Here is a 22,612-nt window from a genome sequence, read left to right as displayed (position 1 = left end):
ATGTGCGTGTCCCGGTACCCGCCGGTCCGGGTGGTGACAGCATTGTCGCCATGACGCTCGCACTGCCCATCGACCCCGAGGCCAACCGGCTGCTGGAGCGCAGTCCGCTGGCGCTGCTCCTCGGCATGGTCCTCGACCAGCAGGTGCCGATGGAGAAGGCGTTCTCCTCGCCGTACGTGCTGGCGCAGCGACTCGGGCGCGACCTGGACGCCCGGGAGCTGGCCGACCACGACCCGGAGGACCTGGTCGCCCTGTTCGCCCGGCCGCCGGCGCTGCACCGGTTCCCGAAGGCGATGGCGGCCCGGGTGCAGGAGGTGTGCCGGGCCCTCGTCGACCGGTACGACGGCGACGCCGCCCGGCTCTGGTCCGACGCGGCCGACGGCCGGGAGCTGCTGCGCCGCATCGGCGAGCTGCCCGGCTTCGGGACGCAGAAGGCGCAGATCTTCCTCGCGCTGCTCGGCAAGCGGTTCGGGGTCACCCCGGCGGGCTGGCGGGAGGCGGCCGGCGGCTACGGCGACCCGGACGCCCACCGTTCGGTGGCCGACGTCACCGACGCGGACTCGCTGCGCCTCGTGCGCGAGTACAAGCAGCAGATGAAGGTGGCGGCGAAGGCGAAGGCCGCCGGGGGCTGACGCAACCCCACCGTCGGGGCGGTCGTTGTAGCCAGGATGGCGACGACGGGCAGCCGATGACGGACGAACGCGGCGGGCGGTTGCTGCGGCCGGAGGACAGCTCGCCCCGGGCCACCTTCCTGGAGCTCTTCTTCGACCTGGTCTTCGTCTTCGCGCTGACCCGGGTCTCGCTGCGCCTCGTCGAGGGCACCGGCGGCTCCGTCGGGACGCTGCTCGCCGAGATCGGGCGCACGGGCGTGCTCTTCCTGGCCCTGTGGCTACTCTGGTCGATCACCACCTGGGTCACCAGCCGGTACGAGCCGGATCAGCCGGTGATCCAGTTCGTCGTGGTCGGGACGATGTTCGGCGCCATGGTGATGGCCGTGGCGCTGCCCCGGGCGTTCGAGGACCGGGCGCCCTCGTTCGTGTTGGCGTACCTGGCGGTGATGCTCGTCCGGCCGCTGGTCATCGCCACGGCCCTGCGTCGCCACCCGCGCCGCACGGTCCCGCTGCGACTTCTCGCCTGGGCCGCTGCGGGGGGCGTGCCGTGGCTGGCCGGGGCGTTCGGTCCGGAGGAGTTGCGCCTGCCGCTCTGGACGCTCGCCGTGGTCGTCGACTACGCCGGCCTGCTGCTCGGCTGGCCGTTGCCCCGGCTGGGGCCGGCGCGCACCGCCGGCTGGCTGATCGCCGGTGAGCACCTGGCCGACCGGTACCAGCAGATCTTCCTCATCTCGCTGGGGGAGACCATCCTGGTCATCGGGCTGACCTACAGCGGCGCGGAGTTCACCGCCGATCGGGCCGGCGCCTTCGCGACCGCCTTCGCCACCACGGCGCTGCTCTGGCGGATCTACTTCCACCGGGCGGGTCACCTGCTCGCCGAGGCGCTGCGGGTGGCCCGGTCGCCCGGGCGGCTGGGCGCCTCCGCCGGCAGCACCCACCTGTTCATCGTGATCGGCGTGCTGAGCACCGCCGTCGGTTACGAACTGGTGATCGCGCACCCGCACGGGCGGACCGACCCGACCTGGCTGGTCTTCGTCGTCGGCGGCCCGGCGATCTTCCTGGCGGCCCGGGCCCGCTTCGAGTACGAGATCTTCGGCCGGGTGTCCCGGTCGCGGGTCGCGGGCCTGCTGGTGCTGCTCCTGTTGTCGCCGGCGCTCACGCTGGGGCCGGCCATGCTGGCGCTGGCGCTGGTCGCCCTGGTGCTGGCGGGGGTGGCGTCCGCCGACGCCTGGCGCAGCAGGGGACGCCCGCCCGAGGAGGCCGCGTCGCCGCTCGGGCACGGCGGGACCGGCGGGGGCGAGTTCCCCGCGCCGTGACCGGGCGGGTCAGGCGGCGGTCGGCCGGGAGAGGGCGGCCAGCGCCCGCCGGACGTCGGCGAGGGAGACCGTGGCGGAGTCGTCGAGGTCGGCCAGGCCGGCCTCGATCCACTGCCGCATGAGCGTGGTGACCCCGATGCCGCGAGCGTCGGCGGCGGCGCGGACCCGTTCGTACGTCTCCAGCGGCAGGCGTACCGAGCGGCTGACCATGGGGTCGTCGGTGTCGGGGGTGGGCAGCTCCACCGGCTGGCTTGCGTCGATCAGCTCCGCGAGCCGGTCACCGCCGCTGTGGAACTGCTTGGTCGCGTCGTTACGGTTCATCGTCACCGCCTCCTCATCGGCGAGATCTCCGCACGGTCTCGTCGTAGCGCTTCGCCTCGACGTCGCTCAGCTCACGGGCGGAGAGGATGTCCCAGTCGTTGTCGGTGCCGTCGGCCTCGGCGAGCAGCACGGCCAACCGGCGCCCCCGGCGGGCGGCGGCGTAGACGACCATCACGTCGTCGCCGAGGTGCCGGATCACCCGGCGGGTGCTGTGCAGCGCCTCCCAGACTTCCCCGGGCGTGACGTCGTAGACCCTCAGGTTGGCCAACGCCTCGTCGGTGAAGCTGAACCTGCTGCCCACGGCGCGAGCGTACCACGCACGTAACACGAGGCTGAGTCGAGCGATTTTCGCTGATCACGCGCCGCAGGTGACAGGATGGGGCGTAACCCCCTCGAGGAGGTCCGTGGTGAAGCGTCAGGCGTACCAGCCGATCCTGATCACCGACGCCTCGCGCAGCCAGGACGACCAGCTCACCAGCCGTCAGAAGCGCTACGTGCTGATGATGGGGATCCGGGTGGCCTGCGTGATCGTCGGTGCCGTCCTGGTCGGCGTGCAGGCCCCGCTGCTCTGGCTCTGGCTGCCGATGGTGGCCCTGGGCATGGTGCTCATCCCGTGGCTGGCGGTGCTGCTGGCCAACGACCGCCCGCCCAAGGAGCAGCACCGGCTGGCCAACCGGTTCCAGCCGCGGCACCGGGACGAGACCCCGCCGATGAGCCTCACCGCCGAGGAGCGCCCCCACAAGATCATCGACGCCGAGCCCTGACCCGACCCGACGCCTCCCGTCAGGGGGTGGGACGGGCGCCGATCTGGGAGACCGCGAGGGCGCCGAGGTCGCCGGCGCGGCCCAGCGCCACCGCCGGCTCCGCGCCGTCGAGCCAGGCGGCCAGCAGCCCGGCCGCGAACGCGTCCCCGGCCCCCGTGACGTCGACCACCGCCACCCGGCGGGCCGGCGCCACGGCCACCGAGGCGTTTCGGTCCACCCAGACCGCCCCGGCCGCGCCCTGCTTGACGACGATCCGCCGGGCGGAGGCCGACAGCGCCCGCCCCTGCGCCGCCGGGTCCAGCCCTCCGGCCAGCACCGTGGCCTCGTCGGCGTTGACCAGGAGCAGGTCGACCCCGCGTACCCAGGACAGGAAGGCCGCCGCGCCGACCCGCCGCAGCGGGGCCGCGGAGGCCGCGTCGACGCTGGTGGTGAGCCCGCGCTCGCGGGCGGCGGCCAACGCCCGCAGCCCCGCCGGTCGGGACTCGTCGTCCAGCAGGGTGTACCCGGACAGGTGCAGGTGCCGCGCGTCCGGCGTCGCCGCCAGCGCCACGTCGACGTCGGCCGGGGCCAGCCGCAGGTTCGCGCCCCGCTCGGTGACCATCGACCGCTCCCCGGCCGTGGCCAGCACGATCACCGTCCCGGTGGCGCGGTCGGGGCACACCCGCGTCGCGCAGTCGACCCCCGCGCGCTCCAACTCGGCCACCCGGTCCCGCCCGGCGTCGTCGTCGCCGACGGCACCGACCAGCGTGACCGGTACGCCCTGCGCGGCGAGCCAGGCCGCGGTGTTGGCGGCCTGCCCGCCACCGCTGAACCGGATCGCCGCCGACGTGTCCGATCCGGTGGCCATCGGCCCGGCCAGCACCGCCACCACGTCGGTGATCAGGTCACCGACGACGAGGACGCGGCCCGCGGTCATGCCCCGCCGCGGCGGGCGGCCGCGGCGACGGCGATCCGGGCCGCGAGGTCGGCGTTGCGCAGGATGATCCGGACGTTCACCGCCAGGCTCGCCCCCTCGGTCGCCGAGTGGAAGTGCGCGAGCAGGTAGGGCGTCACGGCCTTGCCGGTCACCCCGTCGCGCTCCAGCAGGGCCAGCCCGTCGGCGAGGGTCCGGTCGTGCAACTCCGGGTCGAGCTGCTCGTCGGTCGGCAGCGGGTTGGCCACGATCAGGCCACCGTGGTGCACGCGCTGCTGCTCCCGGGCGACCAGCACGTCCGCGACCTGCTCGGCCGAGTCCAGCGACCAGTCCAGGTCGAAGCCGCCGTCGGTGATGAAGAAGCCGGGGAAACGCCGGGTCCGGAAGCCGACCACGCCGACGCCGAGGGTCTCCAGCCGCTCCAGGGTCGCGCCCACGTCGAGGATCGACTTGACCCCGGCGCAGACCACCGTGATCGGCGTACGGGCCAGGGTGACCAGGTCGGCCGACTCGTCGAAGGTCTGCGCCGCCTCCCGGTGCACCCCGCCGAGGCCGCCGGTGGCGAACACCGGAATCCCGGCGGCGGCGGCCACCGCGCTGGTCGCGGCCACGGTCGTGGCGCCGTCCGCGCCGGTCGCGGCGGCGAGGGCGAGATCGCGTACGGAGAGCTTGGCGACCCCGTCGACGGTGGCGAGCCGGGTCAGCTCCGCGTCGTCCAGGCCCACCACCAGCCGCCCGCCGACCATGCCGATGGTCGCCGGGACCGCACCCGCGTCGCGGACGGCCTGCTCGATCTCGCGGGCCACCCGGAGGTTGTCCGGCCGGGGCAGGCCGTGCGAGACGATGGTGCTCTCCAGGGCGACGACGGGACGCCCGTCGCGCAGGGCGTCGGCAACCTCGCTGCCGTAGCGGATGTGAAAGTCGGTCACGTCACCACCGTACGGCCCCCGTCCGGGCGACCTGAAGTGGACCGGAGCGGGGGTGACCTGCCAGACTTGACGGTCGGAGGTGCAGAAGTGAGCACAGAGGTTCTCGAGCGTCCGGAGCTGAAGGACGCCGACACCGGTCCCGAGATGTTCCACTACGTGCGCAAGGAGAAGATCGCCGAGAGTGCCGTCATGGGCACCTTCGTCGTCGCGCTGTGCGGGGAGACCTTCCCGGTCACCAAGGCCGCCAAGCCCGGCTCGCCGGTCTGCCCGAAGTGCAAGGAGATCTACGACTCTTGGGGCGAGTGAGCGTGGGCGACCCTCCCGGTCGCGCACGTAACCTTCGCCGGTGACCACCTCCACCGCCCTGCTCCTCGCCGACCTCACCGGGGTGGCGGTCTTCGCCGCCTCCGGGGCCTCCGCGGCGGTGGCCAAACGGCTCGACCTCTTCGGCGTCGTCTTCGTCGGCTTCGTGGCCGCGCTCGGTGGCGGGATCTTCCGGGACCTGGCGATCGACGAGGCGCCGCCGCTGGCCTTCGGCGACTGGCGGTACGCCGCCACGGCCGCCGTCACCGCCGCCGCCGTCTTCTGGCTGCACCCCCAGTTCGCCCGGCTGCGCACCACCGTGCTGGTGCTGGACGCGGCCGGGCTGGCGCTGTTCACCGTCACCGGCACGGTCAAGGCCCTCGACGCCCAGGTGCCGGCGGTGGGGGCCTGCGTGATCGGCATGCTCACCGCGATCGGCGGCGGCCTCGGGCGGGACCTGCTCACCGCCGAGATCCCGGTGGTGCTGCGGCGGGAGATCTACGCCGTCGCCGCGCTCGCCGGCTCGATCCTCGTGGCGCTGCTGGACGCCCTCGGACACGCCAACGCCGCCTGGCTGACCACGGCGGCCGCGGTGGTCTTCCTGCTGCGCCTGGTGGCGCTGCGGCGGCGCTGGTCCGCGCCGGTGGCGACCCTGCGTCCCCCACGTACGGGAACCCCCGGCACGCACCCCTGACACGCGTGGCGGATGTGACCAGCGTGGCGTCGGCTGGGTCGGACGGCCCGCGCTGGTTATGCTGAGTCGGCCTTCGCGGCACCATCTGCGCGGAGGCGTTTTCATGGGCGGCGGTACCCGTGGCCCTCGCCCGGGGTCCGCCGTCAGGCGGTCGGAGAGGAGCTTCCCGTGGCGGCCCGGTTGCCGGCGATCGAGACGTTTCCGGCACTGCGCGCATGGCAGCGCAAGGCACTCGTGGAGTACCTGCGTCGGCGGGACCCCGACTTCACGGCGGTCGCCACCCCCGGCGCCGGAAAGACCACCTTCGCCCTGCGGATCGCCGCCGAGCTGCTCGCCGACGGCACCGTCGAGGCGGTGACGGTGGTGGCCCCGACCGAGCACCTGAAGACCCAGTGGGCGCAGGCGGCGGCCCGGGTCGGCATCCAGCTCGACGCCGCCTTCCGCAACGCCGACCTGCACTCCTCCGCCGACTTCCACGGCGCCGTCGTGACGTACGCGCAGGTGGGCATGGCGCCGCAGGTGCACAAGCGGCGCACCCTCACCCGGCGCACCCTGGTCGTCCTCGACGAGATCCACCACGCGGGGGACAGCCGCTCCTGGGGCGACGGGGTGAAGGCGGCCTTCGAGGGCGCCGAGCGCCGGTTGATGCTCACCGGGACCCCGTTCCGCTCCGACGACAACCCGATCCCGTTCGTCAGCTACGAGCGCGGCGGGGACGGCCTGCTGCGCTCCCGCGCCGACTCGGTCTACGGCTACGCCGACGCGCTGCGCGACGGCGTCGTCCGGCCGGTGCTCTTCCTGGCGTACTCCGGGGAGACCCGGTGGCGCACCAACGCGGGGGAGGAGCTGGCGGCGCGGCTCGGCGAGCCGATGACCCAGGACCTCGTCGCGCAGGCGTGGCGTACCGCGCTGGACCCGGCGGGCGACTGGATGCCGCAGGTGCTGCGGGCCGCCGACGCCCGGCTGACCGTGCTGCGCAACGCGGGCATGCCCGACGCCGGCGGGCTGATCATCGCCAGCGACCAGCAGACCGCCCGCTCGTACGCCAAGCTCATCGCGCAGGTGACCGGCGAGCGCGCGGCGGTGGTGCTCTCCGACGACGTGGGCGCCTCGGCGCGGATCGCGACGTTCGCGGCGTCCGAGCAGCGCTGGCTGGTCGCGGTCCGGATGGTCTCCGAAGGCGTCGACATCCCCCGGCTGGCGGTCGGCGTGTACGCGACCAGCGCCAGCACGCCGCTCTACTTCGCGCAGGCGATCGGCCGGTTCGTCCGCGCCCGCCGCCCCGGCGAGACCGCGTCGGTCTTCCTGCCCAGCGTGCCGCACCTGCTCGGGCTGGCCAGCGAGATGGAGGCCGAGCGGGACCACGTGCTCGGCAAGCCCAAGGACCGCGAGGGCTTCGACGACGACCTGCTGGAGCGCGCCCAGCGCGACGACCAGGCCAGCGGCGAGCTGGAGAAGCGGTTCGCCGCGCTCTCCGCGACGGCCGAGCTGGACCAGGTGATCTTCGACGGCGCCTCGTTCGGCACCGCCGCCCAGGCCGGCACTCCCGAGGAGGAGGAATACCTGGGCCTGCCCGGGCTGCTCACCGCCGACCAGGTGGCCCTGCTGCTGACCAAGCGGCAGCAGGAGCAGCTCGCGGCCCAGCGGCGCCGGGCCGCCAGGCCGGCTGAGGCGGCCGCTGCGGCCCCCACGGCGCCGCCGGCACCGATGAGTGCCGCCCAGCGCCGCGTCGCCCTACGCCGCCAACTGAACGCCCTCGTGGCCGCCCGGCACCATCGCACGGGGCAGCCGCACGGGAAGATCCACGCGGAGCTGCGTCGCCTCTGCGGCGGACCGCCGAGCGCCCAGGCCACCATCGAGCAGCTCGAGGAACGCATCGCCACCGTGCAGACCCTCTGACGGCCGCCCACCGGTCGCCGGTGCCCGGGATCGGGCGCGACGGGTGGAGAGACGCCGAAAGCCGGCCGGAGGCCCCCTCAGGGGGCCTCCGGCCGGCTATGTCGTGGGTCTGCGGATCAGTTCGCCATCAGATCGGCGCCACGCCAGCTGAACTCCGGGTCCGTCGCGAACCGCACGGTGATCTTCACGAGATCCTCCGCGTACTTGTTCGCGTGGTGCCCACAGAACACCAGCTCGCTCCCACCCGCCAGAGTGATCCGGAGCTTGCCGGCAGCATTGCAGCGGTCGCACCGTTCATCGGCGGCTGGGGGAGCCACCGTCTCGGGCGGCGGCGTGAGGGTCGGGGTCATCGCCTTCCTCCTCTGGTCGTCACCGATGAACACTCTCTTCGGTCTTTGCTCACCTATCGTGCAACACCCTGTCCCGGCGCTGCCTTCCCTGTGTGCCCGCGGGGGACCGAGGTCACACATGGCAGGGACAGTGTGCCGTGCACCAAGGGTGCCACGTCAACGATCACAATCGTGCAACCGAACGATCACCTTCCGACGTTGCACGCCAGGTGGTCAAAACGACACGTTCGGTTGACGATCGCGATCAGTCCAGGTAGTCCCGGAGCACCTGCGAACGCGACGGGTGACGCAACTTGGACATCGTCTTGGACTCGATCTGCCGGATGCGCTCCCGGGTCACCCCGTAGACCTGGCCGATCTCGTCCAGCGTGCGCGGCTGGCCGTCGGTCAGGCCGAAGCGCAGGCGTACCACACCCGCCTCACGCTCGGACAACGTCTGCAGCACCTGCTGGAGCTGGTCCTGCAGGAGCGAGAACGACACCGCGTCGACCGCGACCACGGCCTCGGAATCCTCGATGAAGTCACCGAGCTGGCTGTCGCCCTCGTCGCCGATGGTCTGGTCCAGCGAGATGGGCTCCCGGGCGTACTGCTGGATCTCCAGCACCTTCTCCGGTGTGATGTCCATCTCCTTGGCGAGCTCCTCCGGCGTGGGCTCGCGGCCCAGGTCCTGGAGCAGCTCGCGCTGGATGCGGCCGAGCTTGTTGATGACCTCGACCATGTGCACCGGGATGCGGATGGTGCGGGCCTGGTCGGCCATGGCCCGGGTGATCGCCTGCCGGATCCACCAGGTGGCGTACGTGGAGAACTTGTAGCCCTTGGTGTAGTCGAACTTCTCGACCGCGCGGATCAGGCCGAGGTTGCCCTCCTGGATCAGGTCGAGGAAGGCCATGCCGCGGCCGGTGTAGCGCTTGGCCAGCGAGACGACCAGCCGGAGGTTGGCCTCCAGCAGGTGGTTCTTGGCGCGCTCGCCGTCCCGCGAGATCCAGCCCAGGTCCCGCTGCATCTCGCGGGTGAGCTTCTCCTCGCCCTCCTCGGCCGCGCGCAGCCGCTCCGCGGCGTAGAGGCCGGCCTCGATCCGCTTGGCCAGCTCCACCTCCTGCTCGGCGTTGAGCAGCGGGACCTTGCCGATCTGCTTGAGGTAGGCCCGGACCGAGTCGGCGGAGGCGGTCAGCTCGGCGTCGCGACGCGCCTGCTTGAGCGCCTCGGACTCCTCGTCGTCCCACTCGAAGTCGTTGTCGCTGGCCGAGTTGGCGGCGTCGGTCTCGGCGGCGCGGGTCAGCTCCGCCGGCTCCTCGACGACCACGTCCTCGATCGCGGCGGCGAGCTCCTCCGGGTCGATGTCGCCCTCGGCGCCCTCGCCCTTGGCCTTGCCGCCGGCCTTGGCCGGCTTGGCGCCGGCCGCCGCGACCGTCGCCTTGGTGGCCCGGGTCGACTTGGTCGCCTTCGCGGGCGCGGCGGCCTTGGCGGCCACCTCGGCGGTGGTGCCGGTGGCCTTGCGCGGGGCGGCCTTGCGCGGGGCGGGCGCCGGGGCCTCGTCCGCGGCGGGCGCCTGCTTCGGGGCGGGCGCGACGGCCTTCTTGGTGGTCTTGGCGGTGGTGGCCCGGGACGCGGGGGTGGCCGATCGGGCGGCGGCGACGCGGCGGCGGGTGCTCGCCGAGCCGTCGACCACCACGGTCACTCCCGCCTCGGAGAGCGCCCGCAGGATCTTCTTGGCCTGGGCCGGAGTCACCTCGGCGGACTCGACGGTGCGCGCGAGCTGAGCCGACGTGAGCTGGCCGCCGGCGCTCTGCGCGTGGGCGATCAGAGTGTCGGTGAGCGAGCGAACGTCGGCGCCGGTCTGGCGGGGTTCTGTCACGAATGACCTTCCGGAGGCGAAGAGCGAGCACGGCCGGGTCGTCCGACGCAGAGCGGGGCACCTTGCCGGGCGATGTGGTTGAGGGACCCCCGTGTCCCGGGCCGGCCGGTCGTGGCGGTCCGTCGCAGCGTGGGCAGGGGTGAATTGTAACGCCGTCTGCGGCGATCATCCCTCGCCGCACGGCGGACCGGCGGCGGGGACCGCCGATTCGACGTAGATGTGGACTTTGTAAGGATGGTACCGCGCGTGACCCGGAACACCCCGGCCGTGCGGGAAGGGGACGAACGATGGATCGCTCGGCGCCGGCGGAACTGCTGGAGATCGCGGTCGAGGTGGCCCGGGACGCGGCCGCCACGGCGTACCGGATGCGGGTCGAGGGCGTGTCGGTGGCGGCCACCAAGAGCACGGTCACCGACGTGGTGACCGCCGCCGACCGGGCGGTCGAGCGGCAGGTGGTCGACGCGCTGCGCCGGCTGCGGCCGGGCGACGCCGTCCTCGGCGAGGAGTACGGGGCGGGGGAGACCGGCCCGGTCGCCCCCGGCGGCGTCCGCTGGATCGTGGACCCGATCGACGGCACCGTTAACTACCTCTACGGGATCCCGCACTGCGCGGTGTCGCTCGCCGCCGAGGTCGACGGCGAGGTCGTCGCCGGGGTGGTGCGCAACGTCAGCACCGGCGAGGAGTGGACGGCCACCGCCGGCGGGGGCGCCTGGCGCGACGGGGAGCGGCTGCGCTGCTCCACGGAGACCGATCTCGGTCAGGCGCTGGTCGCCACGGGGTTCGGCTACGACCCGGGGCGCCGGGCGCACCAGGCCCGGGTGGTCGCCGAGCTGATCCCGCACATCCGGGACATCCGCCGCTTCGGCGCCGCCGCGCTGGACCTCTGCCTGGCCGCGGAGGGGCGGGTGGACGCCTACTACGAGAAGGGGCTCGCGGCCTGGGACCAGGCCGCCGGCGCCCTGGTGGCCACGGAGGCCGGGCTGCTGGTCGCCGGGCTGGGCGGGTTGCCGGCCGGTCCCGACCTGGTGATCGCGGCGCCGGCGGCGCTGTTCAAGCCGCTGCACGACCGCCTCGCTGACCTGGACGCCTCGGGCGGTCCCTGACCGGCCGGCGCCGTGCCCCCGGCGGGACCGGGGGCACGGGCGGCGGTCAGTCGTCCTCGGACATCGGGCAGGACTCGGCCGGCGCGACCGGCGCGCCGAGGTCGCCCAGGGACTGGTTGACCTCGGTGGTGGTGGCGAGCTGCTGGAAGCTGCTGCCGAGCACCACGTCCACGACGTCGTCGGTGCGCTTGGGGTCGTAGTCCCACTCGGCGTTGTCAAGGAAGTACGCCCGCAGCAGGTGCGCCGAGCCGACTCCCTTCGGGCCGTAGCGCAGGACCGCGATGTCGTCGATCTGCTTCTTCTCGTTGCCGACCTTCTTGACCTGGAACTTGCGGTTGCGGAAGTCGTCCGCGACGGTGTTGGCCCGACCCGGCTCGTCGGTCGCGTTGTAGACGTTGATCTTGACGTCCTTGGATTCCCGCAGGGTCACGTCGGCCATCGGCCAGCCCTCCGGGCAACCTCCGGCGAGGCCGGCGCTGCTCTGGGTGTCGCGGACCAGCGCGACGACCACGAAGACGAGGGCCAGCACCGCCAGCAGGCCGACGACAACGAGTGCTCGCACTCGCGCAAAGCTCATCAGGGTGCTCCCCGGACAGTGGGTGGGTGGTGGCGGCCGCCGGTGGACGGGCCGCCCCGCCGGCCGTCGAGTACGCCGCTGAGGTTAACGGTTGTCCGGCCGTCGCGTGGAAACAGCCGGACATGCCGGCGCGCCATCCGGGAACCGGGTAGTACTACCCCTATCTTCGTGTCGCCTGAGTCACATTGGGAACAACTTCGCGTGCGGGGGCGTACATCTCAGCCACGAGGGCGGTATACATGCCTCGCCTAAAGGGGGGGTATGGTTCCGCGCTCGTCGGGTGTTCCTGCGGGATGCCTCCGTCCGTGCTGTCTTCGGGTCGGGTGACCGACACAAGTGGTGGCCGGCCAGCGGAACCGAAACAGCGTCGTCCGGCGTTACAACCGGAAGCGACAACATCGATATGGGAGAGTGAAACCGATGGCCACCGACTACGACGCCCCGCGTCGCGACGAGGTCGACCTCGGCGAGGACAGCCTGGAAGAGCTCAAGGCCCGACGCGTCGACTCACAATCGGGCGCCGTGGACGTCGACGAGGCCGAGGTGGCCGAGAGCTTCGAGCTGCCCGGCGCCGACCTGGCGGACGAGGAACTCACGGTCAAGGTGCTGCCGATGCAGCAGGACGAGTTCCGGTGCGCCCGCTGCTTCCTCGTACACCACCGCAGCCAGCTGGCGGTCGAGCGCAACGGCGACCTCATCTGCCGCGAGTGCGTCTGACACCGTGCGTCCGCACCAGCGGCGGCTCCCTCGTCGGGGCCGCCGCTGCCCGAGTCGCCGTGCGGCCACCCGGGGGACCTGCTTGACTCGTTGACGGGTGACCGTCATGTCGACGTCGGTCCATTCGGGAGGTCGCACCATGAGCGAGCGGAGCGAGTCCGGCGGCACGCGCGGCGCGGACCCGGGCCGGGTCGACGGCGCGGGCGAGCCCGGCGCGCGGGACGATCACGCCCACGCCGTGCCCGCGCGCGGCGCGGACGAGCTGGGCGCCACCGTGGCGGCCCTGACCGCCGACGACATCGAGCCGGCCCGCCGGCGGCAACTGCTCGGCCGCCTCGTGGGGCAGGCGCGGGCGCGTGGGCTGACCGACCTGTTCAAGCCGAAGAGCGCGGTGCGCTGGATGGTCGACACGGTCGCCGAGGTCGCCCCGCACGTGCCCGTACGCGACCTGGCCACCCTGCGCCGGCACTTCGACGGCCTGGACGGCGAGGCGCTGGCCGAGCGGCTGGTGCGCAACGCCGCGCGGACGACGGCCGGCATCGGCGCCGCCGGCGGGGGAGTGGCGGCGGTCGAGTGGACGGTCGCCCCGACCCTGCTCTCCGCGCCGGTCCTGCTGGCCGCCGAGACGGTCGCCGTGGTGGCGGTCGAGTTGAAGCTGATCGGCGAGCTGCACGAGGTCTACGGGGCCCCGGTGCCGAGCGGCGGCACGCAGCGGGCGGTCGCGCTGGTGCAGTCGTGGGCCGGCCAGCGGGGGATCAACCCGATGATGCCCGGCGTCGGGGTGAGCGCCGTGCTGGGCACCGCCGCGCGCAAGGAGCTGCGGGACACGCTGCTCAAGCGCTTCGGCCGCAACCTGACCACCCTCGGGCCCTTCCTCACCGGGGCGGCGGTGGCCAGCTACCTCAACCGCCGGGCCACCCGGACGATGGCGGACCAGCTCCGCAGCGACCTGCGGCGCCGGAGCCCGGCCCTGCCGGGCACCCCGCCCGCCCTCCCCGGCGACCGCTGAGGGGCGGTGCCGGGCAGGCGAGGGCGCGGCCGGGCGCCGGCCGGACTCAGGGGCGGGCGGCGTCGCGGGCGGCGAGGAGCGCCTCGGCCAGCTCGACCGGGCGGCGGGTGCTGACCACCCAGAACGGGGTGGGGTCGGCCGGGTCGTCGAGGACCACCTGGACGGCGCCGGGGATCCAGGGCCGCTGCACCACGAACGCCAGCGGGTCGGCGCCGACCCCGAGCACCTCACGCCGGCCGGCGGCGTCCAACGGGACGACGTCGGCGACGAACCGGACCGGCAGCCGGGCGTCGTCCACCCGCAGTTCGTCGTCGCGTACCTCGATCCGGATCCGGCCGAGCCAGGCCAGGCCGGCGACGGTCGCCGGCAGCAGCACCACGAAGGGCAGCCAGGCGCGGACGCCGGGCGCGCCCATCCAGACCTCCACGGCGAGCAGGGCGGCCCCGCCCAGCCCGCCCAGCCACAGCCACCAGGGCAGGCCGAGCCGCTCGGCGTGCTGCGGGGGCGCCGCGGCGGGCGGCGCCGGGGACGGCGAGGATGGTGACAGGCTCACTCCTGCGAGGGTACGGCGCACGGCGGGCGGCCGAACCGGCAGGATGGCAGGGTCACCCCAGCAAAACGGACGGAAGAGGGGAACCGTGACCGACGTCGTACCCGTGCCCGTACGGCAGCTCGACCCCGAGCTGCCGCTGCCGGCGTACGCCCATCCCGGCGATGCCGGGGCAGACCTGGTGGCGGCGGCGGACGTCGAGCTGCCACCCGGCGGCCGCGCCCTGGTCCCGACCGGCGTGGCGATCGCGTTGCCCGAGGGTTACGTGGGACTCGTCCACCCCCGTTCGGGGCTCGCGGCCAGACTCGGCGTGACGGTGCTCAACGCGCCCGGTACGGTCGACGCCGGCTACCGGGGTGAGATCCTCGTCAACCTGATCAACCATGATCGGAAGACACCGGCGAAGATCTCCCGTGGCGACCGGATCGCGCAGCTCGTCGTGCAGCGGGTGGCGCGGGCGGACTTCCGGCCGGCGGCCGAGCTGACCGCGTCCCGACGCGGGACCGGCGGGCACGGCTCCACGGGCGGCCACGCCGGCCTGGTGCCGTCCCCCACCGGTGGCGGGCCGGCAGCGGCCCCGGAGGCACCGGACGGACGGCGGACGCCGGACGTGCCGGACGCCCGACGGGAAGAGCGGGACCGGGCAGACGGCCGGACGGAAGAGGTGGCAGGGTGAGACCGAACAGCGGAGGGTTGGCGCAGTGATCTTCTCCCGGAAGCGGGACAGTGCCGGACGGCACGCCCGTGACGAGCGGACGACCGAGGTCCTCGACTCGCACGAGGAGTCGACCCCGGCCCGCGGCCCGTACGACATCTCCGAGGCGCCCGAGGGGGTGCAGCGGCTCGACCTGGGCAGCCTGCACATCCCGGCGGTGCGCGACGTCGAGGTGCGGGTGCAGGCCGACCCGGAGGGCGTGATCCAGCAGGTCGTGCTCGTGCACGGTCCGAACGCGCTCCAGCTCGGCGTCTTCGCCGCGCCGCGCTCCGAGGGCATCTGGGACGAGGTGCGCGAGGAGATCCGCCAGTCGCTGTTCAACGACGGCGCGGCGGCCCAGGAGGTCCAGGGCGAGTACGGCATCGAGCTGCACGCCCGGGTGCGTACCCCGGACGGGCTGACCGACCTGCGGTTCGTCGGCATCGACGGGCCGCGCTGGATGGTCCGCGGCGTCTACCAGGGCGAGGTGGCCACCGACCCGGCCGCCGCCGGCCCGCTGGCCGAGTGCCTCGACGGCCTGGTGGTCGACCGGGGCCAGGAGGCCAAGCCGGTGCGCGAGCCGCTGCCGCTGCGGCTGCCCCGCGAGGTGGCCGACCAGGCGGTCGAGGGGGCGCCGGCCGACGGCAACCCCGCGCCCGCGCCCCGAGAGGCCTGACCGTCCGTCACGACGCGCCGGGACCGGCCCCGTCGGCGTACGCTGGCGGGACGGTTCCGGCGCCGCCGGGGTCGTCCCGGGTGCCGGCGTCGCGTCGGCCCAGCGTGGAGAGGGTGACGCGGAGGTCATGTCGACCGACGAGGGCCGGGGTCCGCTGCGCCGCATGCTGCGCCGGCTCACCGCGAGCGAGGCGGAGATCGAGGCGCAGGAGCTGCGCCGGGAGAGCGCCGAGCACGGCGGTGTCCCGGCCGGGCAGTGCACGCGGGGCCAGCTGGTCTCGGTGGCCGGTCGGCTGCGTACGGTCGTCTACACCCCGCGGACCAACCTGCCCACGCTGGAGGCGGACCTCTACGACGGCAGCGACGTGGTCACCCTGGTCTGGCTGGGCCGGCGGCACATCGCCGGGATCGAGCCCGGCCGGCACCTGACCGCGCGCGGCCGGGTGGCCGTGCGGGACGACCGCAAGGTGATCTACAACCCGTACTACGAGCTGGAACCGCCGAAGTGACCCGGTGGCCGCGGCGGACGGAAGGCGTGCGATGACGACGGGACAGCACCGGGCGGCACAGCCGGAGAGCGACCCGCAGGGCGAGGAGCCGCTACCCACCCTCGCCGAGCAGATGGCCGACCAGCTCGGCGGCTGGCGAGGGCTGGTCGAGTCCAGCATCCCGGTGGTCGTCTTCGTGCTGGCCAACATCATCGGTGAGCTGCGGCCCGCCGTGATCGCCTCGGTGGCGGTGGCGCTCGTGATCGCCGGGCTCCGGCTGGCGCAGCGCCGGCCGGTCCGGCACGCGGTCAACGGGCTCTTCGGCATCGCCGTCGGCGCCGCGATCGCCTGGCGCACCGGCGACGAACGTGACTTCTACCTCCCCGGCATCCTCTACGGCATCGGCTACGGGCTGGCCCTGCTCGTCTCGGCGGCCATCCGGCAGCCCCTCGTGGGGTGGATCTGGTCGGTGCTGGTGGCCAAGGGCCGCTCGGAGTGGCGCGACGACCCGCGCCTGGTGCGGACCTTCACCGGGCTCACCGTGCTCTGGGGCGTGGTGTGGCTGGCCAAGGTGGGCGTGCAGGCCGGGCTCTACCTCGCCCACCAGGACACGGCGCTCGGCGTGGCGCGGCTGGTGCTGGGCTACCCGCCGTACGTACTGCTGCTGCTGATCACGGTCTGGACGGTCCGGCGGGTGACCCGGGAGTCGGAGCCGGAGGCGCTGCCCGGCGGCTGAGGCCGCCCCCGCACCACCCGGCGGCCGAACCGCAGGCTCAGCGCTGCTCGCGGGTGCGTTCGACGCTGTCCGCCCCGAGCACCACCGCGCGGACCGCGTCCTCGACCTCCGCGGTGCACACGAAGATCAGCTCGTCGCCGGCCTCGAGCGAATCGTCCGGGGTGGGCACCAGCACCCGCTTGCCGCGCAGGATCGCCACCAGCGCCGAGTCGCGGGGCAGCGGGACGGCGCGCAACGGCTCGCCCACGTACGGGGCGGTCGGCGGCAGGGTGATCTCCACCAGGTTCGCCTCGCCCTGCCGGAAGGTCATCAGCCGGACCAGGTCGCCGACGGTGACCGCCTCCTCGACCAGGGCGGCCATCACCCGCGGCTTGCTCACCGCGACGTCGACGCCCCACTGCTCGGTGAAGAGCCACTCGTTCTCGGCCCGGTTGACCCGGGCCACCACCCGGGGCACCGCGAACTCGGTCTTGGCCAGCAGCGAGACCACCAGGTTGACCTTGTCGTCCCCGGTGGCCGCGACCACCACGTCGCAGCCGGCGATGTCGGCCTCCTCCAGGCTCGCCAGCTCGCAGGCGTCGGCCAGCACCCAGTCGGCCGCCGGCACCCGGTCCGGCCGGAGCATCCTGGGCTGACGCTCGATGAGCATCACCTGGTGGCCGTTGTCGATCAGCTCCTGGGCGATCGAGCGGCCCACGTTGCCCGCGCCGGCGATGGCGATGCGCATGCTCACAGCCCTCCTTCCGGCGGCGCCGCCGCCACCGACGTGACCGTCGCCGCCATGTCGTCGGTGACCAGCATGAAGAGCTGGTCGCCCTCCTGGACGACGCTGGACGGGGTCGGCAGCGTGCCGATGCCGAAACGGATCAGGTACGCCACCCGGGCCCCGGTCGCCCCCTCCAGGGCGCGTACGGGCCGGCTGACCCAGTCCTTGTGCACCGGCACCTCGATGATCGACACGGTGCTCGTCGGGTCGCGGAAGATCTCCACGTTCCCCTCCGGCACCAGGTGCCGCAGCATCCGGTCGGCGGTCCACCGGACGGTGGCCACGGTGGGGATGCCGAGCCGCTCGTAGACCTGCGCGCGGCGCTGGTCGTAGATCCGTGCCGCGACCCGGGACACGCCGAACGTCTCCCGGGCGAGCCGGGCGGAGATGATGTTGGAGTTGTCGCCGCTGGAGACGGCCGCGAAGGCGTCCGCCCGCTCGATACCGGCCTGCCGGAGCACCTCCCCGTCGAAGCCGGCGCCGGTGACGGTGATCCCGGCGAAGTCGGGGCCGAGCCGGCGGAAGGCGTCGGCGTCCTGGTCGATGACCGCGACCGAGTGCCCCCGGGACTCCAGGCTGTAGGCGAGGGTCGAGCCGACGCGGCCACAACCCATGATCACGACATGCACCGCGTCCCTCCTCAAGGTGCGCAACGCCCGGGCGGTGAGCGTGCCGTCTGCGAGCCTGCCACGTTCCCGGCACGGGCGCGGACCGACGGTACTCCGCCGGTCCACCCTGCCGCGATCGACCACCCCGCGACGCCCACCAGGGTGGTCGTACGCTTGGCGGTTGTGGCCAGACCCACCTCGCTGCTGAAGCGGCTGCTCCTCGGTCGACCGTTCCGGTCCGACCGGCTGAAGCACACGCTTCTGCCCAAGCGCATCGCGCTGCCCGTGTTCGCGTCCGACGCGCTCTCCAGCGTCGCGTACGCGCCCGACGAGATCCTGCTGACCCTCTCCATCGCCGGCGCCTCGGCGTACTTCTTCTCGCCGTGGATCGCCCTGGCCGTCGTGGTGGTGATGCTCACCGTCGTCGCCAGCTACCGGCAGAACGTGCACGCCTACCCCTCCGGCGGCGGCGACTACGAGGTGGCCACGGTCAACCTCGGTCCCCGGGCGGGGGTCGCGGTGGCCAGCGCGCTGCTGGTCGACTACGTGCTCACGGTCGCGGTCTCGGTCTCCTCCGGGGTGGCCAACCTGGGCTCGGTGGTGCCGTTCGTGGCCACCCACAAGGTGCTGATCGCGGTCACCGCGGTGGTGCTGCTCACCGCGGTGAACCTGCGCGGCCTGCGGGAGTCCGGCACGGCCTTCGCGATCCCCACCTACGGCTTCATCATCGTCATGGTCGGGATGCTGCTCACCGGCCTGGTCCGGGTCTTCGTGCTCGGCCACGACCTGCGCGCGCCCAGCGCCGGCCTGGAGATCCAGGCCGAGCACAGCGTCACCGGCTTCGCCCTGGTCTTCCTGCTGCTGCGCACCTTCTCGTCGGGCTGCGCGGCGCTGACCGGGGTGGAGGCGATCTCCAACGGGGTGCCGGCGTTCAAGGCCCCGAAGAGCCGCAACGCGGCCACCACGCTGCTGCTGCTCGGCACCATCTCGGTGGCCATGCTGGTCGGCATCATCTGGCTGTCCCGCCTCACCGGCCTGCAGTTCGTCGAGGACCCGAGGCTCCAGATCATCTCCGGCCCCGAGGGGTACGTGCAGAAGACCGTCACCACCCAGCTCGGGGAGACGGTCTTCGGCTCCGGCTCGGTGCTGCTCTTCGTGGTGGCCGGGGTCACCGCGCTGATCCTCTTCCTCGCCGCGAACACCGCGTTCAACGGCTTCCCGGTGCTCGGCTCGATCCTCGCCCAGGACCGCTACCTGCCCCGGCAGCTGCACACCCGCGGCGACCGGCTGGCCTTCTCCAACGGCATCGTCTTCCTGGCCGTCGCCGCGATCGTGCTGATCGTCGGCTTCCAGGCCGAGGTGACCCGGCTCATCCAGCTCTACATCGTGGGCGTGTTCGTGTCGTTCACGCTCTCCCAGGCCGGCATGATCCGGCACTGGAACCGCCACCTGCGGACCACGCGGGACCCGCAGGCGCGCCGGCGGATGCTCCGGTCCCGGGCGATCAACACCTTCGGCATGGCGATGACCGGCGCGGTGCTGGTCATCGTGCTCGTCACCAAGTTCCTGCTCGGCGCGTGGATCGCCATCGCCGCGATGGCGATGATCTACGTGCTGATGCTGGCCATCCGCCGGCACTACGACCGGGTCGCCGCCGAGCTGACCCCGCCGGACGAGGGCCGCGCCGTGCTGCCCGCCCGCAACCACGCCGTCGTGCTGGTCAGCAAGCTGCACAAGCCGACGCTGCGGGCCATCGCGTACGCCCGGGCCACCCGGCCGGACACGCTGACCGCGGTGACCGTCAACGTCGACGAGAAGGACACCCGGGAGTTGCAGGCGGAGTGGGAGCGGCGGGACCTGCCCGTCCCGCTGACCGTGGTCGACTCGCCGTACCGGGAGATCACCCGCCCCATCCTGGACTTCGTGGCCGGCGTCCGCCGGGAGTCGCCGCGCGACGTGGTCACGGTCTTCATCCCGGAGTACGTGGTGGGGCGCTGGTGGGAGAACCTGCTGCACAACCAGAGCGCGCTGCGCCTGAAGGGCCGGCTGCTCTTCGAACCGGGGGTGATGGTGACCAGCGTGCCGTGGCAGCTCGCCTCGACCGCCGGCAAGGACCTGGACCGGCTGGACGCCACACTGACCCGGGGCCCGGCACGCGGCCCCCGGGTCGCGCCGCGCGGCACCCTGCCGCCGAGCGTCCCGCCCGTCGTGTCCGCGCCGCCCGGCGAGAGCGGCCCGAGTGGTGGAGGTGAACGGTGACCGCGCACGGGAACGGCCGGGGGCTGGAGGAGGCCGAGTGGGTCGAGCTGACCGTCGGGGCGGTGGCGCCCGGCGGGCACTGCGTCGCGCGGGTGGACGGCCAGGTGGTCTTCGTCCGGCACGCGCTGCCCGGCGAGCGGGTGGTCGCCGAGGTCACCGAGGTGCACAAGGGATTCGTCCGGGCTGACGCGGTGCGCGTGCTCGACGCCGCGCCGGACCGGGTCGAGCAGCCCTGCCCGTACGCGAAGCCGGGCCGGTGCGGCGGGTGCGACCTGCAACACGTCGCCCCGGCCGCCCAGCTCGACTGGAAGGCGGCGGTGGTGCGCGAGCAGCTAACCCGCCTCGGCGGGCTCGCCGACGCCGAGCTGGACGCCCTGGGCGTCCGGATCGAGGCGCTGCCCGGCGGGCCGCTGGGCTGGCGCTCGCGGGTCCGCTACGCCGTCGACGGGGCGGGCCGGGCGGGCCTGCTCAAGCACCGCTCGCACGAGGTGGTCCCGATCGACCGCTGCCTGATCGCCCACCCGGCGATCCGGGAGCTGCCCGTGCTGGCCCCGACCGGGACGCGCTGGCCGGACGCGGACGCGGTCGAGACGGTCGCCTCCACCGGCGGCGACGTGGCCGTGACCGCCGTCGCCGAGGGGGTGCCCCGCACGGTGAGCGGCCCGGACCGGGTCCGCGAGGTGGCGGCCGGCCGGGAGTGGACGCTGCCGGCGTCGTCGTTCTGGCAGGTCCACCCGGCCGCCGCCGACACCCTGGTCGACGCCGTGCTGGAGCTGGTCGACCCGCGTCCGGGGGAGCGGGCCTGGGACCTCTACGGCGGGGCGGGGCTCTTCGCCGCCGCGCTCGCCGGCCGGGTCGGCGACGCGGGCCGCGTCACCCTGGTCGAGTCGGCGGCGCAGGGCGTCGCCGCCGCCCGGGAGAACCTGCGCGACCTGCCCCGGGTGGAGGTCGTGCCGGCCCGGGTGGAGACCGCGCTGGCCCGCCGCCGGATCACCGGGCCGGTCGACGTGGTGGTGCTCGACCCGCCGCGCTCCGGCGCGGGCGCCCGGGTGGTGCGCGACGTGGTGGCCGCCGGGCCGCGCGCGGTGGCGTACGTGGCCTGCGACCCGGCCGCCTTCGCCCGCGACGTGCGCACCTTCGCCGGGCTGGGCTGGCGGCTGGCCGCGCTGCGCGGCTTCGACCTGTTCCCGATGACCCAGCACGTCGAGCTGGTCGGTCTGCTCCTGCCGCCCGACGGAGTTGCCCGCTAGCCTGACGCGATGAAGATCGTCGGGCTGATGTCGGGGACCTCCTACGACGGGGTGGACGTGGCCGCCGCCGAGTTCACCCTCGACGGGGACACGCTGCTGCTGCGCCCGCTGGGGCACCGCGGCCTCGACTACGACGACGGGCTGCGCGAGGCGATCGGCGCGCTGCTGCCGCCCGGGAGCACCACCGTCGAGGCGGTCTGCCGGCTGGACAACCGCCTCGGCGAGGTCTTCGCCCAGGCGGCGGCCCTCGGCGTCGAGCTGGCCGGCGGCGCGGTCGACGCGGTGGTCTCGCCCGGGCAGACGGTCTTCCACTGGGTCGACGGCGGGCGCGCCCGGGGCACCCTGCAACTGGGCGCGGTGGCCCGGGTGGCCGCCCGGGTGGGCGTACCCGTGCTCAGCGACCTGCGCTCGGCGGACGTCGCCGCCGGCGGGCAGGGCGCGCCCCTGGTCCCGGCGTTCGACGCGCTGCTGCTCGACCCGGCCGACGGCGCGGCCCCGCGCGCCGCGCTCAACCTGGGCGGCATCGCCAACCTCACGGTCCTCGCGCCGGGAGCGCCGGTGCTCGGGTACGACGTCGGGCCCGCCAACGCGCTGCTCGACGCGGCGGCCCGCCGCCTCCTGGGGCGGCCCTGCGACCTCGACGGCGCCCGCGCGGCGGCCGGTCGGGTGCACCCCGGCCTGCTCGACGCCCTGCTCGCCGAGCCGTACTACGCGGCGCCGCCGCCCAAGTCGACCGGCAAGGAGCTGTTCCACGCCGGCTACCTGGACGCCCGGCTGGCCGCCCTCGGCGAGCCGGTGCCGGCCGACGACGTGCTCGCCACCCTGACCGAGCTGACCGCCCGGGTGGTGGCCGCAGAGTGCGACCGGCACGGCGTGGCGGAGGTGGTGGCGGCCGGCGGTGGGGTGCGCAACCCCACGCTGACCGCCCGGCTGGCCGCCCTCGGGGCGGGGCGCTGGCGGCTGCGCACCACCGACGAGCTGGGGGTGCCCGCGCAGGCCAAGGAGGCGTACGCGTTCGCGCTGCTGGGCTGGCTCTCCTGGCACGGGCTGCCCGGCGCGCTGCCCTCGGTGACCGGCGCCGCCCGGGCCGCCGTGCTGGGCTCCTGGACCCCGTCCGGGCCGGCGTACCGGGGCGCCCCGGCCGTCCCGGCGCCCCGGCGGCTGCGGGTCGCGGCCTGACTCCCGCAGGCACCCGGCCCGGCCGCGAGCCATCCGGGTGCTGACC

Annotated in this window: 26 protein-coding genes; 16 read left to right on the top strand and 10 right to left on the bottom strand. The window is 74.1% G+C overall.

Going from position 1 to position 22,612, the window contains the following annotated elements; translation table 11 throughout:
- The first annotated feature begins 50 nt into the window (after positions 1-50).
- Positions 51-632: an HhH-GPD-type base excision DNA repair protein gene (locus ACFHW0_RS03250; protein ID WP_416605368.1), complete on the top strand. Its 582-nt coding sequence runs from the start codon at positions 51-53 to the stop codon at positions 630-632.
- A 56-nt stretch (positions 633-688) separates the two neighbouring features.
- Positions 689-1,927 (top strand): low temperature requirement protein A, encoded by a 1,239-nt coding sequence (locus tag ACFHW0_RS03245; RefSeq protein ID WP_416605366.1) that lies wholly within the window; start codon positions 689-691, stop codon positions 1,925-1,927.
- A gap of 9 nt (positions 1,928-1,936) precedes the next feature.
- On the opposite strand, the gene ACFHW0_RS03240 is transcribed toward ACFHW0_RS03245, so the two are convergent.
- The gene (locus ACFHW0_RS03240; RefSeq protein ID WP_366638593.1) at positions 1,937-2,248 is read right to left on the bottom strand and encodes a hypothetical protein; all 312 of its coding nucleotides are present in this window, start codon (positions 2,246-2,248) and stop codon (positions 1,937-1,939) included.
- Between the two features lie 13 nt (positions 2,249-2,261).
- Complete coding sequence (locus tag ACFHW0_RS03235) at positions 2,262-2,549, bottom strand: hypothetical protein (RefSeq protein ID WP_416605365.1); 288 nt, start codon at positions 2,547-2,549, stop codon at positions 2,262-2,264.
- Between the two features lie 106 nt (positions 2,550-2,655).
- Between ACFHW0_RS03235 and ACFHW0_RS03230 the strand changes: the two genes are divergently transcribed.
- The gene (locus ACFHW0_RS03230; RefSeq protein WP_416605363.1) at positions 2,656-3,012 is read left to right on the top strand and encodes a DUF3099 domain-containing protein; all 357 of its coding nucleotides are present in this window, start codon (positions 2,656-2,658) and stop codon (positions 3,010-3,012) included.
- Between the two features lie 19 nt (positions 3,013-3,031).
- Here ACFHW0_RS03230 and ACFHW0_RS03225 read toward each other — a convergent pair whose 3' ends face one another.
- Together ACFHW0_RS03225 and ACFHW0_RS03220 are read right to left on the bottom strand one after the other, a co-directional pair.
- Entirely contained in the window at positions 3,032-3,928 is an 897-nt protein-coding gene (locus tag ACFHW0_RS03225) for a carbohydrate kinase family protein (protein ID WP_416605360.1), read from the bottom strand.
- Positions 3,925-4,854: a pseudouridine-5'-phosphate glycosidase gene (locus ACFHW0_RS03220; protein WP_416605359.1), complete on the bottom strand. Its 930-nt coding sequence runs from the start codon at positions 4,852-4,854 to the stop codon at positions 3,925-3,927. Before ACFHW0_RS03220 ends, ACFHW0_RS03225 begins: the two co-directional genes overlap by 4 nt.
- Positions 4,855-4,941: 87 nt before the next feature.
- On the opposite strand from ACFHW0_RS03220, the gene ACFHW0_RS03215 reads away from it, so the two are divergent.
- From ACFHW0_RS03215 to ACFHW0_RS03205, 3 genes are all read left to right on the top strand, one after another.
- Positions 4,942-5,160: a DUF3039 domain-containing protein gene (locus ACFHW0_RS03215; RefSeq protein WP_089001394.1), complete on the top strand. Its 219-nt coding sequence runs from the start codon at positions 4,942-4,944 to the stop codon at positions 5,158-5,160.
- A gap of 40 nt (positions 5,161-5,200) precedes the next feature.
- Positions 5,201-5,851 carry a trimeric intracellular cation channel family protein gene (locus ACFHW0_RS03210; protein WP_416605357.1) on the top strand — a complete coding sequence of 217 codons (651 nt, stop codon included), beginning with the start codon at positions 5,201-5,203 and terminating at the stop codon, positions 5,849-5,851.
- Positions 5,852-6,019: 168 nt separating this feature from the next.
- On the top strand, positions 6,020-7,750 hold the full coding sequence (locus ACFHW0_RS03205; RefSeq protein WP_416605356.1) for a DEAD/DEAH box helicase: 1,731 nt from the start codon (positions 6,020-6,022) through the stop codon (positions 7,748-7,750).
- Between the two features lie 116 nt (positions 7,751-7,866).
- Here the strand turns inward: ACFHW0_RS03205 and ACFHW0_RS03200 are convergent, their stop codons facing one another.
- Both ACFHW0_RS03200 and ACFHW0_RS03195 read right to left on the bottom strand, forming a co-directional pair.
- Positions 7,867-8,100 (bottom strand): DUF7455 domain-containing protein, encoded by a 234-nt coding sequence (locus ACFHW0_RS03200; protein WP_074474066.1) that lies wholly within the window; start codon positions 8,098-8,100, stop codon positions 7,867-7,869.
- A gap of 244 nt (positions 8,101-8,344) precedes the next feature.
- The gene (locus tag ACFHW0_RS03195) at positions 8,345-9,955 is read right to left on the bottom strand and encodes an RNA polymerase sigma factor (RefSeq protein WP_416605355.1); all 1,611 of its coding nucleotides are present in this window, start codon (positions 9,953-9,955) and stop codon (positions 8,345-8,347) included.
- A 287-nt stretch (positions 9,956-10,242) separates the two neighbouring features.
- Here ACFHW0_RS03195 and ACFHW0_RS03190 point away from each other — a divergent pair, with 287 nt between their 5' ends.
- Positions 10,243-11,058, top strand: a complete 816-nt coding sequence (locus tag ACFHW0_RS03190) for an inositol monophosphatase family protein (RefSeq protein WP_416605354.1) — start codon at positions 10,243-10,245, stop codon at positions 11,056-11,058.
- Between the two features lie 46 nt (positions 11,059-11,104).
- On the opposite strand, the gene ACFHW0_RS03185 is transcribed toward ACFHW0_RS03190, so the two are convergent.
- Positions 11,105-11,620, bottom strand: coding sequence for a LytR C-terminal domain-containing protein (locus ACFHW0_RS03185; RefSeq protein ID WP_416605727.1), 516 nt, complete (start codon positions 11,618-11,620; stop codon positions 11,105-11,107).
- A gap of 435 nt (positions 11,621-12,055) precedes the next feature.
- Here ACFHW0_RS03185 and ACFHW0_RS03180 point away from each other — a divergent pair, with 435 nt between their 5' ends.
- Positions 12,056-12,352: a DUF4193 domain-containing protein gene (locus tag ACFHW0_RS03180; protein WP_013284790.1), complete on the top strand. Its 297-nt coding sequence runs from the start codon at positions 12,056-12,058 to the stop codon at positions 12,350-12,352.
- Positions 12,353-12,491: 139 nt separating this feature from the next.
- Complete coding sequence (locus ACFHW0_RS03175; RefSeq protein ID WP_416605353.1) at positions 12,492-13,361, top strand: hypothetical protein; 870 nt, start codon at positions 12,492-12,494, stop codon at positions 13,359-13,361.
- Between the two features lie 46 nt (positions 13,362-13,407).
- Here ACFHW0_RS03175 and ACFHW0_RS03170 read toward each other — a convergent pair whose 3' ends face one another.
- Positions 13,408-13,908, bottom strand: a complete 501-nt coding sequence (locus tag ACFHW0_RS03170) for a DUF3093 domain-containing protein (RefSeq protein ID WP_416605725.1) — start codon at positions 13,906-13,908, stop codon at positions 13,408-13,410.
- A 91-nt stretch (positions 13,909-13,999) separates the two neighbouring features.
- Here ACFHW0_RS03170 and dut point away from each other — a divergent pair, with 91 nt between their 5' ends.
- From dut to ACFHW0_RS03150, 4 genes are all read left to right on the top strand, one after another.
- Positions 14,000-14,587, top strand: a complete 588-nt coding sequence (gene dut / locus ACFHW0_RS03165) for a dUTP diphosphatase (RefSeq protein ID WP_416605352.1) — start codon at positions 14,000-14,002, stop codon at positions 14,585-14,587.
- Between the two features lie 25 nt (positions 14,588-14,612).
- A complete protein-coding gene (locus tag ACFHW0_RS03160) occupies positions 14,613-15,281 on the top strand; it encodes a DUF3710 domain-containing protein (protein ID WP_416605351.1) in 669 nt (222 codons plus the stop codon).
- A gap of 127 nt (positions 15,282-15,408) precedes the next feature.
- Positions 15,409-15,789, top strand: coding sequence for an OB-fold nucleic acid binding domain-containing protein (locus ACFHW0_RS03155; protein WP_416605349.1), 381 nt, complete (start codon positions 15,409-15,411; stop codon positions 15,787-15,789).
- Positions 15,790-15,820: 31 nt separating this feature from the next.
- On the top strand, positions 15,821-16,504 hold the full coding sequence (locus ACFHW0_RS03150; protein WP_416605347.1) for a DUF3159 domain-containing protein: 684 nt from the start codon (positions 15,821-15,823) through the stop codon (positions 16,502-16,504).
- 37 nt (positions 16,505-16,541) lie between these two features.
- On the opposite strand, the gene ACFHW0_RS03145 is transcribed toward ACFHW0_RS03150, so the two are convergent.
- Together ACFHW0_RS03145 and ACFHW0_RS03140 are read right to left on the bottom strand one after the other, a co-directional pair.
- Positions 16,542-17,231 (bottom strand): TrkA family potassium uptake protein, encoded by a 690-nt coding sequence (locus tag ACFHW0_RS03145; protein ID WP_334563545.1) that lies wholly within the window; start codon positions 17,229-17,231, stop codon positions 16,542-16,544.
- A gap of 2 nt (positions 17,232-17,233) precedes the next feature.
- On the bottom strand, positions 17,234-17,899 hold the full coding sequence (locus tag ACFHW0_RS03140; protein ID WP_121395945.1) for a potassium channel family protein: 666 nt from the start codon (positions 17,897-17,899) through the stop codon (positions 17,234-17,236).
- 162 nt (positions 17,900-18,061) lie between these two features.
- Here ACFHW0_RS03140 and ACFHW0_RS03135 point away from each other — a divergent pair, with 162 nt between their 5' ends.
- Genes ACFHW0_RS03135 through ACFHW0_RS03125 form a run of 3 tightly spaced genes read left to right on the top strand, consistent with a single transcriptional unit; the run spans position 18,062 to position 22,566 of the window.
- Entirely contained in the window at positions 18,062-20,137 is a 2,076-nt protein-coding gene (locus ACFHW0_RS03135) for an APC family permease (protein WP_416605346.1), read from the top strand.
- The gene (locus tag ACFHW0_RS03130) at positions 20,134-21,387 is read left to right on the top strand and encodes a class I SAM-dependent RNA methyltransferase (RefSeq protein WP_416605345.1); all 1,254 of its coding nucleotides are present in this window, start codon (positions 20,134-20,136) and stop codon (positions 21,385-21,387) included. The genes ACFHW0_RS03135 and ACFHW0_RS03130 overlap by 4 nt, the downstream gene beginning before the upstream one ends.
- A gap of 9 nt (positions 21,388-21,396) precedes the next feature.
- A complete protein-coding gene (locus ACFHW0_RS03125; protein ID WP_416605344.1) occupies positions 21,397-22,566 on the top strand; it encodes an anhydro-N-acetylmuramic acid kinase in 1,170 nt (389 codons plus the stop codon).
- Positions 22,567-22,612 lie beyond the last annotated feature (46 nt).

Source organism: Micromonospora sp. LOL_025, from assembly GCF_048060285.1.
Classification (GTDB): domain Bacteria; phylum Actinomycetota; class Actinomycetes; order Mycobacteriales; family Micromonosporaceae; genus Micromonospora.
Note: the sequence above shows the minus strand (reverse complement) of the source record. Positions and strands in the feature narration are given on the sequence as shown.